The organism is Streptomyces sp. AHU1 (genome assembly GCF_045343905.1).
In the GTDB taxonomy this organism is placed as follows: domain Bacteria; phylum Actinomycetota; class Actinomycetes; order Streptomycetales; family Streptomycetaceae; genus Streptomyces; species Streptomyces triticiradicis.
This window is the reverse complement of sequence record NZ_CP174283.1, coordinates 1,019,819-1,035,000: the sequence shown is the minus strand read 5'-3', so window position 1 is coordinate 1,035,000 and position 15,182 is coordinate 1,019,819. Positions and strand designations below refer to the sequence as shown.

The 15,182-nt window shown below is 70.2% G+C and carries 13 protein-coding genes; 7 read left to right on the top strand and 6 right to left on the bottom strand.

Annotation, left to right across the window (positions count from 1 at the left end; genetic code table 11):
* Nucleotides 1-244 precede the first annotated feature (244 nt).
* Both ACICHK_RS04840 and ACICHK_RS04835 read right to left on the bottom strand, forming a co-directional pair.
* Nucleotides 245-1,999 (bottom strand): hypothetical protein, encoded by a 1,755-nt coding sequence (locus ACICHK_RS04840; RefSeq protein ID WP_406835851.1) that lies wholly within the window; start codon nucleotides 1,997-1,999, stop codon nucleotides 245-247.
* Nucleotides 2,000-2,061: 62 nt separating this feature from the next.
* Nucleotides 2,062-2,187 carry a hypothetical protein gene (locus ACICHK_RS04835; protein ID WP_406835850.1) on the bottom strand — a complete coding sequence of 42 codons (126 nt, stop codon included), beginning with the start codon at nucleotides 2,185-2,187 and terminating at the stop codon, nucleotides 2,062-2,064.
* Between ACICHK_RS04835 and ACICHK_RS04830 the strand changes: the two genes are divergently transcribed.
* The gene (locus ACICHK_RS04830) at nucleotides 2,186-2,485 is read left to right on the top strand and encodes a hypothetical protein (RefSeq protein ID WP_225860306.1); all 300 of its coding nucleotides are present in this window, start codon (nucleotides 2,186-2,188) and stop codon (nucleotides 2,483-2,485) included. The genes ACICHK_RS04835 and ACICHK_RS04830 overlap by 2 nt on opposite strands.
* A gap of 219 nt (nucleotides 2,486-2,704) precedes the next feature.
* Here the strand turns inward: ACICHK_RS04830 and ACICHK_RS04825 are convergent, their stop codons facing one another.
* Nucleotides 2,705-4,372, bottom strand: a complete 1,668-nt coding sequence (locus ACICHK_RS04825) for a beta-1,3-glucanase family protein (protein WP_406835849.1) — start codon at nucleotides 4,370-4,372, stop codon at nucleotides 2,705-2,707.
* A gap of 620 nt (nucleotides 4,373-4,992) precedes the next feature.
* Between ACICHK_RS04825 and ACICHK_RS04820 the strand changes: the two genes are divergently transcribed.
* Both ACICHK_RS04820 and pntB read left to right on the top strand, forming a co-directional pair.
* Complete coding sequence (locus tag ACICHK_RS04820) at nucleotides 4,993-6,552, top strand: Re/Si-specific NAD(P)(+) transhydrogenase subunit alpha (RefSeq protein WP_406835848.1); 1,560 nt, start codon at nucleotides 4,993-4,995, stop codon at nucleotides 6,550-6,552.
* 6 nt (nucleotides 6,553-6,558) lie between these two features.
* Nucleotides 6,559-8,013 (top strand): Re/Si-specific NAD(P)(+) transhydrogenase subunit beta, encoded by a 1,455-nt coding sequence (gene pntB, locus ACICHK_RS04815; RefSeq protein WP_406835847.1) that lies wholly within the window; start codon nucleotides 6,559-6,561, stop codon nucleotides 8,011-8,013.
* A gap of 197 nt (nucleotides 8,014-8,210) precedes the next feature.
* Here pntB and ACICHK_RS04810 read toward each other — a convergent pair whose 3' ends face one another.
* From ACICHK_RS04810 to ACICHK_RS04800, 3 genes are all read right to left on the bottom strand, one after another.
* Entirely contained in the window at nucleotides 8,211-8,909 is a 699-nt protein-coding gene (locus ACICHK_RS04810) for a hypothetical protein (RefSeq protein ID WP_406835846.1), read from the bottom strand.
* A gap of 275 nt (nucleotides 8,910-9,184) precedes the next feature.
* Nucleotides 9,185-9,334: a helix-turn-helix domain-containing protein gene (locus ACICHK_RS04805; RefSeq protein ID WP_406841161.1), complete on the bottom strand. Its 150-nt coding sequence runs from the start codon at nucleotides 9,332-9,334 to the stop codon at nucleotides 9,185-9,187.
* A gap of 832 nt (nucleotides 9,335-10,166) precedes the next feature.
* Nucleotides 10,167-11,156 (bottom strand): helix-turn-helix transcriptional regulator, encoded by a 990-nt coding sequence (locus ACICHK_RS04800; protein WP_406835845.1) that lies wholly within the window; start codon nucleotides 11,154-11,156, stop codon nucleotides 10,167-10,169.
* Between the two features lie 147 nt (nucleotides 11,157-11,303).
* Here ACICHK_RS04800 and ACICHK_RS04795 point away from each other — a divergent pair, with 147 nt between their 5' ends.
* The 4 genes from ACICHK_RS04795 to ACICHK_RS04780 all read left to right on the top strand — a co-directional run bounded on the left by ACICHK_RS04795 (nucleotide 11,304) and on the right by ACICHK_RS04780 (nucleotide 15,160).
* On the top strand, nucleotides 11,304-11,432 hold the full coding sequence (locus ACICHK_RS04795; protein WP_406835844.1) for a hypothetical protein: 129 nt from the start codon (nucleotides 11,304-11,306) through the stop codon (nucleotides 11,430-11,432).
* 83 nt (nucleotides 11,433-11,515) lie between these two features.
* On the top strand, nucleotides 11,516-11,734 hold the full coding sequence (locus ACICHK_RS04790) for an acyl carrier protein (protein ID WP_406835842.1): 219 nt from the start codon (nucleotides 11,516-11,518) through the stop codon (nucleotides 11,732-11,734).
* Between the two features lie 40 nt (nucleotides 11,735-11,774).
* On the top strand, nucleotides 11,775-14,123 hold the full coding sequence (locus tag ACICHK_RS04785) for a lantibiotic dehydratase (RefSeq protein WP_406835841.1): 2,349 nt from the start codon (nucleotides 11,775-11,777) through the stop codon (nucleotides 14,121-14,123).
* Entirely contained in the window at nucleotides 14,120-15,160 is a 1,041-nt protein-coding gene (locus tag ACICHK_RS04780; RefSeq protein ID WP_151467305.1) for an inosamine-phosphate amidinotransferase 1, read from the top strand. The genes ACICHK_RS04785 and ACICHK_RS04780 overlap by 4 nt, the downstream gene beginning before the upstream one ends.
* Nucleotides 15,161-15,182: the final 22 nt, after the last annotated feature.

Genomic DNA, 15,182 nt, shown 5'->3' with positions numbered 1-15,182 from the left:
CTCACGGTCCGCGACGCCTGGCGTCGCGGACCGCCGCACCGGGGGCGACACCACCGACGTGTCCGATTCCCGGCCCGGCCGGAGAAGCCGGGGAAAGGGGCTGCGGGAGCGGCCGCGCGGTGGGCGCGCGGACGGGCACGGCGAGGACCGGTCCGAGCGGAACCGGCCCGTCAGGCCCGTCAGGCGGTGACCTGTCCGGTGCCGGCCGGGGGAGGGCACCGGGAGCCGAACCGGCCCGCGGAGGTCAGGACAGCGGGGGCAGCTCTCCTCCCGAAGCCTGATCGCCTTCGGAGGCGAGCGACTCCTTGATCGCTCGGAAGAAGGACCTCCGCTCGACCAGCTGCGCGCCCGGCTCCTCGGCCAGCGGCTCGGGGCGGTGCCCGAAGCTGGCCGGGGGCGCGGGCAGTCCGAGCGCCGCGAACGCCTCGTCGAGGTGCTGCCGCGGATCACCGGTGCCCCGCAGGATCGCGGTGAGGGGGCGGGGGTCCGGTATCCCGTAGGCCGCGGCCAGCGCGGTCGCCCGCTCCGCCGCCTCCTCCTGGGTCGGCATCTCGGCCGGGTCGGCCCACCAGGCGTGGACGGTCACCGGGCGGCCGTCGCGGTACAGGTGGAGCGTGTAGTCCGCACCCTCCTTGACCGCCACCAGCACCGGCCACTTCGCACCCCGGCTGAACGTGCGCGCCAAAGAGGGCAGTCCGCCCTCGCCGAGCAGGGTCCCGCGTACGCCCTTGCGGCGGCCCGGCGGATCCGCCGAGGGCGCGATCTCGACGAACGTGCCGCCGCGGCGCGCCGGAGCCAGGCGCATGGTCGTTCCGGTGATCAGGATCGCCTCGCGGACGTCGCGCAGCGGCGCGCCGGCGAGCGCGACGGCCATGGCGGCGCGCTGGACCGTACCTTCCGCCGGGGCCGCCGGGGTCGCCGGGGCCGCCGCGTCCGCCGTGCCGCCGAAAGCCGGCGCCGGTACGGAGCCGTTGAAGTACGGCGTCCGGCGGGCGACGTGCACACGGACTCCCCGGCGCATCAGAAGGAAGATCTCCCTGGGGTCACCCAGGTACGCCCAGGGGAAGGTGCGCGCGTCGGTGCCGATGAGGCGGAAGACCTCCAGTGCCTCGGCCTCGCGCCGGGAGCGGATCAGACCGAGCGCGAGATGGTTGCGGAGGTCGGACGCCCGCCGGTCGCCCGGCCCGTACCCGGCGGACAGGCTCAGACCCGCCTCGACATGACCCTCGATCCGGGACCAGTCCACCGGGCCCCGCCGACTGCCCGCCTCGTGTTCCACCGCGTACTCGGTGACCGCGTGCAGGGGCAGTCCGCGCAGCGGTGAACCCTCGGGGGCCGACGCGGCGGCCGACTCGGCGAACTCGAACATCTCCGTGTGGGAGCCGTACCACTTCCGGGCCAGGTACTGCACCGCGCGCGCGTGCAGCCCCAGATGGTGGGGGTCCGCCTCGCGCCCCCGTGCCAGGTACTCGTCGAACACGGGGCGGGGAGCGGCGAGCCCCATGGCGTGGGCGATGAGGATCCGCCAGGGCACGGGGTCGCCGGGGTTGAGGTCGGCGGCCGTCCGCAGGACCGGCTCGGCGTCGCGCAGGAGGGTGTGGAACGCCTGGAACTGCTCCCGCGACACATGACGGGCGCGCGCGGCGGTGCGTATCTCCCAGGCGCGGTCGATCTCCAGCTCGGCCGCGACCAGGGCGAGATCGGGGTCGCCGGGCCGCTTCCGGTGCCAGTCGTCGAGCCATCCGGTGTGGTGCAGGGCGAGTTCGGCCAGCCCGGCGCCGTACCGGTTGCGCCGGTCCCAGTCCCGGGCGGTGCGGGTCCGCGCCATCAGTTCCGACGCCGGCTCCCAGTCCCCGGAACGGGCCGCGGAGAGCGCGGTCCGCAGGGCGGAGTCCGGCGCGTCCACCTCCACCGCGCCGTCCGGCGGCATGTGCTCGCCGGTGGCCCCGAAATGACGGAGCATCCGGGGCAGCGCGAACACGCCGGGCAGATCGCCCACGACCCCTCCCTCCCCAACGGCCCCTCGACCGCGCGTGGTTGATCTTCGTCGAGTCGCACACCCTACCGACCGGCCGCGGGTTCCACGACGCCGAAGGGCGTGCCGACCCGCGAGCCGGGAACGTGACCGTGGCGCGGACGGGTCGCCGATTTTACGGTGCGCACCCAGCTGATTATGATCTTGGTCATGTCTGTGCAGAACTCCGACAAAGCCCTTTCGCGCAAGCAGCGACTCCAGGAGAAGCAGCGCCGTCAGCTGGCGGTGGTCGACACCGTGGACAAGGCCGAGAACAAGGTCCGCAAGGCGGAGGTCGAACTGGCCATGGCCGTCGCCGAGGCGGTGCAGGTGTTCGGCGGCATGCAGGCGGCGTCCGAGGGGCTCGACATGCCGGTCCAGACGGTCCAGCGTTTTCTCGGCATGGCACAGGACGAAGCAGCCGCCACCGCCGACGCGGTCGAGCCCGTCGACAGGGTCTCGGCAGGGTGAGGCACGCGGGCGCCCGGCGCCCCGGGACGGACTGAAGGCCTGCCGGCCCGACAGCGGTGCGACCGCCCGACAGCGGTGCGACCGCCCTGGTGGGGCGGTCGCACCGCTGTCGGCGAACCGTGCGCGGGCCGGTTCACGACCCGCGACCGTCGCCCCGGGCGCGTACCTCTCCGCCTGGAAGCGCCGTGCCCGCGGCGGCTGCTGCCGCGGAGCCGCGGATCACTTGGTGAAGGTGAACCAGTTGATGTTGGTGAAGTCCGCGCCGCTGCCCGAGGAGAAGACCAGGTAGACGTCGTGGACCCCGGTGGCGGAGGCGACGATGTTCGCGGGAACGGTCTGCCAGGTCTGCCAGCCGCCGCTGCTCGCGAAGTTGATCTCGGCGATCTTCGTGCCGGTGGTGCTGTCGAGCCGCACCTGTACGGCACCGCTGACACCGGTGGCCGCGCCCGACGCCAGTCGGGCCTTGAACTGGGCCGGGGAGGCCGAACCGAAGTCGACGGAGGAGAACTTCAGCCAGTCGCCGTTCCCGATGTAGCCCACGTCGCTGCCGCCGCCGGTGTCGGAGCAGCTCTCCGTGGTGGTCCCGCTCTGCGCCGAGTAGGACTCGGCCTGGACGGTGCTGTAGGCGCTGACCGCTCCCGAGCCGCCCCCCGAACCTCCGCCGGTGCCCCCGGCGCCCAGGGTGATGCTCCACGAGGTGGGCGCCCCGTCCTGGATGTGCCCGTCGACGGGGGCCGAGCCGGTGGGGCCGACGTCGTCGTAGGGGAAGGCGTAGCCGATGCTGGCGTACTTGTGGACCAGCCGCGCGTAGTGGTTGGTGATCGAGTCCGTGTAGTACTGCGACGGGTTCACGCCGTCGGGGTTGTTGTTCCCGCCCGAGACCAGCAGCGAGCTGCGGTTGATCGCGGCGGCGAGCCGGGCGGCGATCGCCCCGCGGGCGTCCCCGCCGGAGTTGTAGAGGGGACCGGACGCGCACCCGAAGATGTCGACGGCGCTCGGCTTGGTGAACGGCACGCCGTTGGTGTTGAGGCCTGAGAAGACGATGGCGTCGCCGGAGACCCTGCCGGTGTAGGAACCGATGCTGCCTTGGCCGTTGATGGTCAGCGGGGTGGTGGCGTAGTGGCTCCAGACCCGGTTCAGGTAGTCGTTCCAGTAGCCGCCGAAGTCCACCGGCGAGTGCGCGGGCGCCATGACGCGCAGCACCCCGCCGGAGGAGTCGGTGACCACCAGCCTGTCCCAGGGTGCCCCGTCGGAGGCGTGCTGCGCCTGCAGGCCGGAGGCGATGGAGGCGAGGGCGCCGGAGGGCAGCGGACTGACGGACTGGTTGCCGCCGCTGCCGGTGCTGGACATCGAGATCGGCAGCGCGACCATGTCCACGTAGGAGATGTTGGCGTACAGGTTGGCGCTGTTGAAGGTGAACTCGCAGAACGTCCAGTTGGTGGCCCAGTTGGGGTCGGAGCTCACCAGGGCGGGCTGCACCACGCCGGGCGGGGAGCCCGGGTTGGCGAAGAACTGGAGTTTCTTTCCGACCGAGAACCAGACACGGCCGCCGATGATGTAGTCGGTCAGCGTGACGGTCTTGGCGGCCGACCCGGAGGCACCCAGCGCGATGGAGTAGTCGGCGATGGGGGTCACCGGGGACGACGGGCTGGGCAGCCGGTTCAAGGCGCCGTTCGCCGAGACGAAGACCGGCCAGCCGCTGCTGTCGGTGCCGGATATGTAGGCGTAGACGGTGTCCTGGCCGGAGTTGTTCGCCAGTTTCACGGGGAGCGAGACTCCCGCTGCGGTCGCGGTGGACGTCAGCGGCGAGACCGGTGAGAACGGGCTGAGCGCGGCCGTACCGGTGACGGCAACGGCTCTGGCCAGGAAAGAACGTCGGGAAACCACGGGGGCCCTCCCGGAGGGGGTGACAGGCCGTCAACAAGATGACGGTTGGGGGGAGTTGGTTCATGTGGGGTTCTGTGCGGGGGCGACGCTATTGGACCGGACCAATGCAGTCAAGGTTGCGGAACGATTACCTCCGTGTAACGGCGTCAGCTCCTCGCCGGAACTCCCGTGCCCGAAGTCCGCGCCGTCCGGACGCGGCGGACCGCGGTCCGCCGCACCCGGCCACGGTGACTCGGAGGGCGGGCCGCGCGGCCCCTGTGTCCGGAGGCGGGAAGGGGGTCCGGAGAACGGGAAGGGGATCCGGAGGAGAGGGGAGGGGATCCGGAGGAGAGGGGAGGCCGCTTCGCCTCCTCGCGGGATCGGCGCGGGCCTGATCTGAGCCCGAACCGATACCCACTCCCGAGGCGTCGAAACGCCGGCGGATGTTTCCCGGAACACCGGATCGCGGAACCCCTGTCACCGTGTTGTCGGCGACAGACCTCGCGTGAAACAAGTCACGGCTGCGTGCTGTGCCGAACAGCCCGCTCCACCATGTAAGTTCCTGCGTCCAAGGGGTGCGGACCTCCCCCTTGTCGAACTTCTGTGCCTCCACATCCGTGCCCCCCGAGGGAGACATCGCCATGCCCGCACAAGAACCGGCCCACCACCCGCCCCAGCGCATCGGAGTGGTGGCCGAGTCCACTCCCGGGGAGACCCGTGTCGCGGCCACGCCCGCCACGGTGCGCCAGTTGGTGGGACTGGGCTACGAGGTCGTCGTCGAGTCGGAAGCCGGTGCGGCGTCGGGCTTCACGGACGACGCCTACGGCGAGGCGGGAGCCCGGATCGGCGACGCCTGGCAGACGGACGTCGTGCTGAAGGTCAACTCCCCCTCGTCGAGCGAGATCGCGCGGGTGCCCGACGGCGCGACGCTGATCGGGCTGATCAGTCCGGCCCAGCGGGCGGACCTTCTCGCGGAGCTCGCGGGCCGGCCCATCACCGTGCTGGCCCTGGACGCGGTACCGCGGATCTCGCGGGCGCAGTCCATGGACGTGCTCAGCTCCATGGCCAACATCGCCGGCTACCGGGCCGTGGTCGAGGCGGCGCACGCGTTCGGGCGCTTCTTCACCGGCCAGGTGACGGCCGCGGGCAAGGTCCCGCCGGCGAAGGTGCTGGTGGCCGGTGCCGGTGTGGCCGGGCTGGCCGCCATCGGCGCCGCCTCCAGTCTCGGCGCGATCGTCCGGGCGACCGATCCACGGCCGGAAGTGGCCGACCAGGTGAAGTCGTTGGGCGGCGAATACCTCGCGGTGGACGTGGCGCAGGAGGAAAGCACCGACGGCTACGCCAAGGCGACCTCCGCCGACTACGACCGCGCCGCGGCCGAGCTGTACCACGGACAGGCGAAGGACGTGGACATCGTCATCACGACCGCGCTGATCCCGGGCCGCCCCGCCCCGCGGCTGCTCACGGCGGAGGACGTGGCGGCGATGAAGCCCGGCAGCGTCATCGTCGACATGGCCGCCGCCCAGGGCGGCAACGTCGCGGGAACCGTCGCGGGCCGCACCGTGGTCACCGACAACAACGTCACCATCATCGGTTACACCGATCTCGCGTCCCGGCTGCCCACCCAGGCCTCGCAGCTGTTCGGCACCAACCTGGTGAACCTGCTCAAGCTGCTCACCCCCGGCAAGGACGGCCGGCTGGTCATCGACTTCGACGACGTGGTCCAGCGGGCGGTGACCGTGGTGCGCGAGGGCGAGGTCACCTGGCCCCCGCCGCCCGTGGCGGTCTCGGCCGCTCCCCAGCCCGCGCCCGCGGAGGCGGTCGCACAGGCGGAGAAGCCCAAGGAGCCGCGGCTCACCCCGGCGGTCCGGTTCGCCCTGATCGGCGCCGGCATGCTGGCGATGTTCGCCCTGGTCGCCTTCGCTCCGGCGCAACTCGCGGCGAACTTCACGGTCTTCACGCTGGCGGTGGTGATCGGCTACTACGTGATCGGCAAGGTGCACCACGCGTTGCACACGCCGCTGATGTCCGTCACCAACGCGATCTCCGGGATCGTGGTGATCGGAGCGCTGCTGCAGATCGGACACGAGAGCGCGGTCGTCACCACGCTCTCGTTCGTGGCGATCCTGCTGACGAGCGTGAACATCTTCGGCGGTTTCGCCGTCACCCGCCGCATGCTGTCCATGTTCTCGAAGGGCTGAGCCACAATGACGTCAACCACAGCCTCCCACGCTGCGGACCTGGTCGCCGCCCTGCTGTTCATCCTCAGCCTGGCGGGACTGTCCCAGCACCGCACCTCCCGCGCCGGTGTCGTGTACGGCATCGCCGGCATGACCCTCGCCCTGGTCGCCACCGTCGTGCTCGCGGCACAGAGCATCACCGCGGGCGCGGTCACGCTGATCGTCGTCGCGATGGCACTGGGTGCCGCGATCGGCGTCTGGCGGGCGCGGCAGGTCGAGATGACCCAGATGCCCGAACTCATCGCCGTGCTGCACAGCTTCGTCGGCCTCGCCGCGGTGCTGGTCGGCTGGAACAGCTACCTGGAGGTCGAGGCGCACGGGGACGCGCAGAAGCACGTCACCGCCGACCTGCTGGGGATCCACCACGCCGAGGTCTTCATCGGGATCTTCATCGGCGCGGTCACCTTCACCGGCTCGATCGTCGCGTTCCTCAAGCTGTCGGCGCGCATCAAGTCCCGTCCGCTGGTCCTGCCGGGCAAGAACGCGCTCAACGTCGCGGCGCTGGTGGCGTTCGTGGCGCTGACGGTCTGGTTCACCATCAGCCCGAGCCTCGGCCTGATGATCGCCGTGACCGTCCTCGCGCTCGTCCTGGGCTGGCACCTCGTCGCCTCGATCGGCGGCGGCGACATGCCGGTCGTCGTCTCCATGCTCAACAGCTACTCCGGCTGGGCCGCGGCGGCGGCGGGATTCCTGCTCGACAACAACCTGCTGATCGTCACGGGCGCGCTGGTCGGGTCCTCGGGCGCCTACCTGTCGTACATCATGTGCAAGGCGATGAACCGCTCCTTCATCTCGGTCATCGCGGGCGGCTTCGGCATCGAGGCTCCCTCGGGCGGGGACGAGGAGCAGGGCGAGCACCGCGAGATCCAGGCCCGGGAGGTGGCCGAGCTCCTGACCCAGGCCCGGTCCGTCGTCATCACCCCCGGCTACGGCATGGCCGTGGCCCAGGCGCAGCACCCGGTCGCCGAGCTCACGCGCCGGCTGCGGGAGCGCGGTGTGGAGGTCCGCTTCGGCGTCCACCCCGTGGCGGGCCGTCTGCCCGGACACATGAACGTGCTGCTGGCCGAGGCCAAGGTGCCGTACGACATCGTCCTGGAGATGGACGAGATCAACGACGACCTCGCCGACACCTCCGTCGTCCTGGTCATCGGCGCCAACGACACCGTCAACCCGGCCGCGGAGGAGGATCCCGCCAGCCCGATCGCGGGCATGCCGGTGCTGAAGGTGTGGGAGGCGGAGCAGGTCGTCGTCTTCAAGCGCTCCATGGCCTCCGGCTATGCGGGCGTGCAGAACCCGCTGTTCTTCCGCGAGAACAGCAGCATGCTCTTCGGCGACGCCAAGCAGAGCGTCGAGGAGATCCTCCACGCCCTCACCTCCGACCCCCGCACCCAGGCGCCGAGCGAAGCCGCTCTCGCCCGCTGAGGTCCGTACCCCGGGTGGCCCGCCCGCGCTTCACGCACGGCCGTGTCACCCTCCCCGCCCCCGTCTCCGGGCACGGCCCACCGGCCACCGAGCGCACCTCGTGTGCGCGAGGGCGGCCGGTGGGCCGTGGGCTTCCCCGACCCACCGCGCCTCGCGGTGCGGCGGACGCGACGGAGCGGTCCGGCGCGAACCCGCCGTCAGGCCGAAGCCGTTGCCACGGTCCAGCGGTCGAGTGTTTCGCCCTCGTCGTCGTAGGTGAGCCAGGTGCCGTCCCCGAGCGGGCGCACGTGGCCGCGGACACGGCCCGTGGGGTACACGACCGCGTCCCGTACCCGCAGGGTGCGGGCATCGAGCATCCAGTGGAGGGGCCGGTCGGGGTCCTCGTCGGATTCGACCGTCGAGGCGATGACGGTGTCGGCGTCGACGAAGCCGCAGTTGTGGTCCCAGCGGGGCGGGTCCTCCTCGTCGGACGGCTCGGGCACCCCTTCGGCGAGCACGGTGCCGTCCAGGGCGTGCAGTGTCAGGTCGGCTCCGTGGTGCTCGACCGTCAGGAAGCCCGGACGGCCGGGGTGGACGTCCATCAGGATGCGGTCCGAGGACTCGTCGAGGTCCCGACCGGTCAGCTCCTCGCCGTCCCGGCGTGCCCAGTGGAGCGGGATGCCGTCCTGCCCCATGTCGGCGCAGAGCCCCATGTGGAGGCCGTCCGGGTGGGACATGTGGTGTGAACCGGAGGCCGCGCCGTCCAGCGGCAGCCGAGCCGGTTCCCGTCCGTCCCGGGCGTCGAGGACGCCCCGGCACTCCTGCCAGTCCTCCTCCGGGCCGAGCACGACATGTGCCCAGACGAGCCGGCCGTCGTCGGAGACGCGGCAGGACCCGTGTTCGATCCCGCTGCACACCTCCTGCTCGTCCCCCGTGTGCGCGTGGCCGAGTCCAGGCCCCCAGCAGCCGTGCCGGTACTCCCACAGCGGCTCTCCTTCCGGACCGACGGCCCGGACCGCGCGCTGACCCGCTCACGAGCGCCTGGACGATGGTTCGGCCGTGTTGGGGCGCTGCCGGGCGGGGTGGAGCGCGCGCCGGCACGGCCAGGTCCCGAGGGACAGCGGCAAGGCGGCGACCAGCAGCCGGAAGACGCCTGGGCCGGGCAGGACGAAAACGCGTACGGCCGCGTCGATCACGACGCCAGGCAGGGTTCGCAGGGCCGGACGACGTGTCGGGAAGTGCGCAGGACGCCGTGTACCGTCCTCTGGCTGCGGCCCAGCTCCGTCGCGACCGCCGGCACCCGCAGCCCCGACCGGCTCGACTCGATCATCCGGGCCCGCATCACCACGTCCCGCGGCGCCTCACACGCCCGCGACAGCCGATAGATGACAACCCGTTCGTCCTCGTCACGCTCTGGGCGTACCCATAAAACCATCGCCCAGCACTCGCCCCCGAGCACCCGCAACTACCCAGCCATCAGGGCATATACCCAGCCAAAGGGGAAGCCGACACCAGCCCCGCCGCAATGACACGCGAATTGCAGCCACTTCTCGCGGCCCGGGACCGTCGCCTGTCCCACCTGTCACGCGATATTCCGAAGCCGATATCAAGCCTGGCCGAGACGAGTCGGTAGGACCCGTGCGGCGAGGACATACCCCGCGTCTCGCCCTTCGGCGGCAACGGGACGGTCCCTGCTCATCGTTGCCCGGCTTCTTCCCGCAGGGCGACCGACGCCGGCCCCTCCGCAGAGGCTGTTCTTGATCGAATCCGGCACGCGAACATAACTCGATCATTCCTCGAGGTACAGGTGAACAGTGCGTGATGAGATCGACGTAGCCGGTGACGCCCGGGCTCGGTGCCTCAGCCGGGAACGCCACTCCCGCAGGTGGCGTTCTGGAGATCACGCCACTTGCGGGAGGGTCGCGGCACGGGGGCTGCCACCGCTCCGTGAATCGACGTTTGCGCGACGAGCCTCAGGCTGAAGCCGTCATGGCTGCCCCGTCGACGCGACGTTCCGGAGAGGTAGGCGGGCGGAGGCCCCGGGTGAAGCCCGGCGGGGCGGCGGGCCTCCCCCCTCTGACCCCTGCGCCGCCACGCGGCCGGCTCACCGGCGGCCCGGGGCCGCATCCGCCACATCGGACCGGGGCTTCCCGGCCGACTTCGGGCGGTGCGGTTCACTCACCGTCGTCGAGGTCGTCCATTCCGTCGAGCAGGTTCGACCGGGCGATGCGGAATCCGAGGTCGGCGCGGCTCTGCGCACCGACGCGATTCATGAGGCTTTTGATGTGCTCACGGTAATTCCGGATACTCAGGCCGGCGCGGCGGGCGCCGACTTCGTCCGTGTGCCCCTGGATGAGGAGCCGGGCAACGGCGAGGCGGGTACTGTCCACGGCCTGCCTCGAGATCTCGCGCGGCTCTTCGGCGGCAAATTCGACGCCACGTATCCAGGCGCGATCGAACACACCCCTCAAGAAATGCACGACAGCCGAATGCCGCAAAGCAAGGGCGGATGACCTGTCATCCGCAAACGGAATGAAGGCAACGGTTTGGTCGACGATGATGAGGCGGTCGAAGAATTCATCGAGGGTGCGTACTTCGCCGCCGATCTCGGAAATCCGCTCGACATAATATCGCGTTGCCGGGTTGAAGCGGGCCGTGTGCTGATAGAGCGTCCGCACGCGCATTCCTCGCTGGATCAGTTCCGTTTCGCGGAGAAGGGAATCCTCGAGGGTGCTGGCGGACCGGCCGCCTCCGGGCTGGGCCGTGAGAACCTCGACCTTGGCGTCGCGCAACGCATCGGTGATCACCATGTTGATTTCGTCGAACCCCGACAGCACTTCGAATCCGGAACTTGGCGAATCATTTCTTGCCTGCCAGGCGGCGAAGCCGGCGACAAGCGGTGTGAGCTGCTCATGGCAGCTCGCCACCTGGGCCTCCACCGCGGCGGCTTTCTGACGCAACTCGCTCTCCGCTCGTCGCAGCAGGCGCGAGGGGTCACGCAGGCGAGGGGTATCCGGGGTTCCCGCGACCAAAGCCATGGACTTCAACTCCAGCCACGCCTGATCACTCACCTTCCCGGGCCGCCGCCCGCTCGACAACGCCATGAACAGTTCGGCCGCGTCAGAAGTGAGCGGCGGCCATTCACCGAGATCCACCTTGTCCACTTTTCCCCCATTTATACACCATCAACTTGTCGCGGAGAACATGATGATAGTGGCATCGGCTGTGGCGTGATGATCTCTGCTGCAACAGTGATCCCACCGGGCGAACAGATCACCGGTCGGCCCGCGATCCTGAGGAGCTTAGAACTAATGAAGAGACTCGCTGTCATCGTCACGCTGGTCATGGCAAGCGCTTTCGCGATGCAGGCGGGAGCAGGGAACTTCGACGGCCGCACGACCGTCGCCGCAGCCTCGTCTCGCGACGTCGGATGGGACTGAGCCGCCCGACATCAACAGTTGACACTTTCGAATCCGGAGGAATTCAAGTGAGCCCGCTGCCCGAATTCGGGGATGTTTCTCAGTTGATCGCAGAGATGATCGGGGTCCCCGAGCCGAGCCCCGACGACAGCTTCGTGGAGCTCGGCGGCGATTCCCTCACCGCTCTACAGGTCGCGATCGTCGCCGAAGAGCGCTGGGGAGCGGAGGTCGACGTCCAGGAGATCGTCGTCGCCGGCACCGTCCGAGAGATCCACGAGCGGCTCCTCGCGTCCATCCGTAGCGCCGCCCCGCAGAACACCTAGTCGCCCCGGCGCGCACAGATCATCCGACAGGAAGGCACCCATGGCTTTGCCGCATCACGCCAGGCTCGGTGACAGCGAGTGGCTGATCTGGCGCGACGCTCTGCTGCGCAGCACCGGTTTCCCGGCCTCAGGTCTGCAACGGTTCGCCGCGCCGGACTGCGCCGCTGCGGCCGACGCGCATCTGGCCGGCGACGCGGACCATGAAGCGTTCCTCGGTGCGTTTCTCGCGGCGGTCGACCGTACATCGACCGAGGTCAACCGGGTCGCGGCCGACCCGCGCCTGCGCGAGGCGATCGCATGGCAGAGTCCCGCCGTCGTCGGCCTGTTGGACTCGCTCCTGCGCAACCAGGAGCCGATCCGCCGCAATGCCAAGCGCCGTTACCGGGAGGAGCAGCTCAGCAGGTTCTGGCAGCGCTACTGCGCCAAGACCGAGACCATCGGCTTCTTCGGTCCGTCGCTGTGGATCACCCTGGATCCGACGTCACCGGACGTCACCGCGACCGTCGGAGACCGCCTGACCGACGGCCGAACGGTGTTCCTCGAACCGTGGGCCGTACTGGCCTACGGCGACCGGCTGGCCCAGGACCCGGAGATCCGCCCGTGGCTCCCGCCCGCGCGGCAGCCACACCATCGGCTGGACGGACGACAACTGCACCGGCCCGGCCTGCCGTCCGTGGAGGTCTCCGCGGCGCAGGCGGAGATCCTGGCGGCGAGTGACGGTTCACGGCCCGCATCGCAGATCGCCGCCGCTCTGATCGCCGCGGGCGCGCCCGGCCTGGAGCAGCCCGCCGACGTCTACGCAGCCATGGCACAGCTGGTGGAGCAAAAGCTGCTGACCTGGAACGCCCATCTTCCCCTGGACACCACCGCCGAGTCCGTCCTCGAAGCGCGTATTGCGGCGATCGGCGACCCGGCAGCGCGGGAGCGGGCGACGCTCGGGCTGCGCCGGCTGACGGATGCACGGGACAAGGTGGCAGTCGCCGCAGGCGACGCGCATGCCCTGACCGACGCTCTCGGTCTGCTGGCAGAGGAGTTCACCTCACTCACCGGGTGCGAACCGCGGCGGCACGGCGGCGCCGTCTACGCAGGACGCGGTTTGTGCTACGAGGACACGACGCGCGATCTGCAGCTGACCCTAGGACGGCGGTTCCTCGACGAACTGGCGCCCCCGATGGCGATAGTCCTGCAGGCGACCCGCTGGCTGACTGCCGCACTCGCCGAGGCCTTCGAACGCGAACTCCTGCACGTCTGCGCGAAGGCCTCGGACAACGGTGCGGACGTCATGCTCGGCACCATCTGGTACAAGGCGCTCTCGCTCTTCATGGGCAGCGGGCCCAGTCCCGCCGAGGCCGTGCTCGACGAGTTCGCCGACCGCTGGGCACGCCTGCTCGAGCTGCCCGCGGACACCCGCGAGGTCCGGGAACTGCGCTGGACGGCGACGGACTTGGCCGGGAAAGTGGACGAAGCCTTCCCCGCGGACCGGCCCGGATGGTCCGCGGCCCGCCTCCACAGTCCGGACCTGCACATTTGCGCCCGCTCGCCGGAAGCGGTCAACGAGGGCGACTACCGCGTCGTACTGGGCGAGCTCCACGCGGCCGTCCCCACCATGGAAGGACAACTCTTCAGCTGGGCCAGGCCCGAACCGCGGTGGGTCACCAAGCTCGTCACCCAGGACTACGGGATACGGCGCGTCATGCCGCTCTTCCCCGCCGTGTGGCCGCGCAACGCCGGCCGACTCGTGCCCTTCGAACGAGACGCTGACGACCACTTCCTCGGATTCGCCCCCGCCCCTGGTGCCGATCTGACGAGGACCACGCCTGTGAGCGGCATCCCGGTGGCGCTGCGCGACGGTGCGCCGACCGCCACCGTCGACGGGCGGGATCTTCCGCTCATCGAGGTGTTCTCCGCGTTCCTTTCGACCGTCGCGGCGGACGCCTTCAAACTCGTGGCCCCGGCCGAGCACACTCCGCGGCTGGTCATCGACCACCTGGTCGTCGTCCGTGAGACGTGGCGGACGACCTGCGAGGCCACCGGCCTGACGGCGATCAGGGACGAGGCGGGCGAGTTCCTGGCCGCGCGCCGCTGGCGCGGCCGGCTGGGGCTGCCGGAGCGCTGCTTCGTGAAGATCGCGACCGAGGCGAAGCCCTTGTACATCGACTTCACGAGCCCGCTGTACGTCTCCGCGCTGTGCGCCTCGCTGCGCGCCGCGCTGAAGAGGCAGAGCGGCGATGTCGCCCTGACCGTGACGGAGATGCTGCCCGACCCCGCCGAGGCGTGGGTGCCGGGACCCGACGGCGAGAGCTACTTCGGCGAGCTGCGATTCCACATCACCGACCCGCGACCGGCTGCCGCAGCCGTCGCCACGCCCACCTTGGAGGAGACGACATGAGCCTGGTCAACGCCCACAACGAATGGGACCCGCTGGAGGAAGTGGTCATCGGATCCATCGAAGGCGCCCGGGTGCCGCGCCCGGGCACGGATCTGTTCGCCATCGAGTTCACCCAGTACGGCTCAGCCGACAAGATTCCCTCGGGGCCGGTCCCCCAGCAGGTGTTCGAGGAGACCCGTGACGATCTGGAGCGGCTGTGCGAGTCGCTCAGGGGTCTGGGCATCACGGTCCGCAGGCCGGACCCGACGGATCTGTCGGGCACGATCAGCACCCCGGACTGGCAGACCGACGGCTTCTACAACTACTGCCCGCGCGACGTCCTGCTCACCATCGGTGACACCGTCATAGAGACCCCGATGGTCCTGCGCTCCCGCTTCCTGGAGCCCTTCGCGTACAAGAACATGCTGATCGAGTACTTCGACAGTGGTGCGAAGTGGATCTCGGGCCCCAAGCCGCGGCTCGCCGACGACATGTTCGACGCGACCGCTCGGGCGGGGCACCGCCTGCTGGACCTCGAGCCTGCCTTCGACGCCGCCAACGTCCTCCGGTTCGGCACGGACATTCTCTACCTGGTCTCCGACAGCGGGAACGAAAAGGGCTGGCGCTGGCTGCAATCCGTCCTCGGTGACAAGTACACCGTCCACCCGTGCCGTGACCTCTATGCCTCCACTCATGTGGACTCCACGATCGTCCCGCTGCGTCCGGGCCTGGTCCTCCTGAACCCCGAGCGGGTGAACGACGACAACATGCCGGGATTCCTGCGCGACTGGGAGAAGATCTGGTGCCCGGAGTTGGAGGACATCGGTTTTGTGGGTGAACGCCCCTACTGCTCCACCTGGATCGGTATGAACCTCCTCGTTCTCAAGCCGGGCCTGGTCGTGGCCGACGACCGCCAGCCCGAGCTGCTGCGGACGCTCGAGAAGCACGGGGTCGACGTCCTGCCGCAACGCCTGACCCACGCCAGGACGCTGGGCGGCTCCTTCCACTGTGTCTCCCTGGACATCCGGCGCACCGGCGGTCTGGAGACCTACCGGTAAGCGCCGGCGTCCCGGAACACCC

What these genes read in the sequence shown, in the direction of transcription:
- ACICHK_RS04830 (WP_225860306.1), top strand. Translation starts at nt 2,186, where the DNA reads ATGTCTGTGCAGAACTCCGACAAAGCCCTTTCGCGCAAGCAGCGACTC.
- ACICHK_RS04835 (WP_406835850.1), bottom strand. Translation starts at nt 2,187, where the DNA reads ATGACCAAGATCATAATCAGCTGGGTGCGCACCGTAAAATCGGCGACC.
- ACICHK_RS04820 (WP_406835848.1), top strand. Translation starts at nt 4,993, where the DNA reads ATGCCCGCACAAGAACCGGCCCACCACCCGCCCCAGCGCATCGGAGTG.
- pntB (WP_406835847.1), top strand. Translation starts at nt 6,559, where the DNA reads ATGACGTCAACCACAGCCTCCCACGCTGCGGACCTGGTCGCCGCCCTG.
- ACICHK_RS04805 (WP_406841161.1), bottom strand. Translation starts at nt 9,334, where the DNA reads ATGCGGGCCCGGATGATCGAGTCGAGCCGGTCGGGGCTGCGGGTGCCG.
- ACICHK_RS04795 (WP_406835844.1), top strand. Translation starts at nt 11,304, where the DNA reads ATGAAGAGACTCGCTGTCATCGTCACGCTGGTCATGGCAAGCGCTTTC.
- ACICHK_RS04785 (WP_406835841.1), top strand. Translation starts at nt 11,775, where the DNA reads ATGGCTTTGCCGCATCACGCCAGGCTCGGTGACAGCGAGTGGCTGATC.
- ACICHK_RS04780 (WP_151467305.1), top strand. Translation starts at nt 14,120, where the DNA reads ATGAGCCTGGTCAACGCCCACAACGAATGGGACCCGCTGGAGGAAGTG.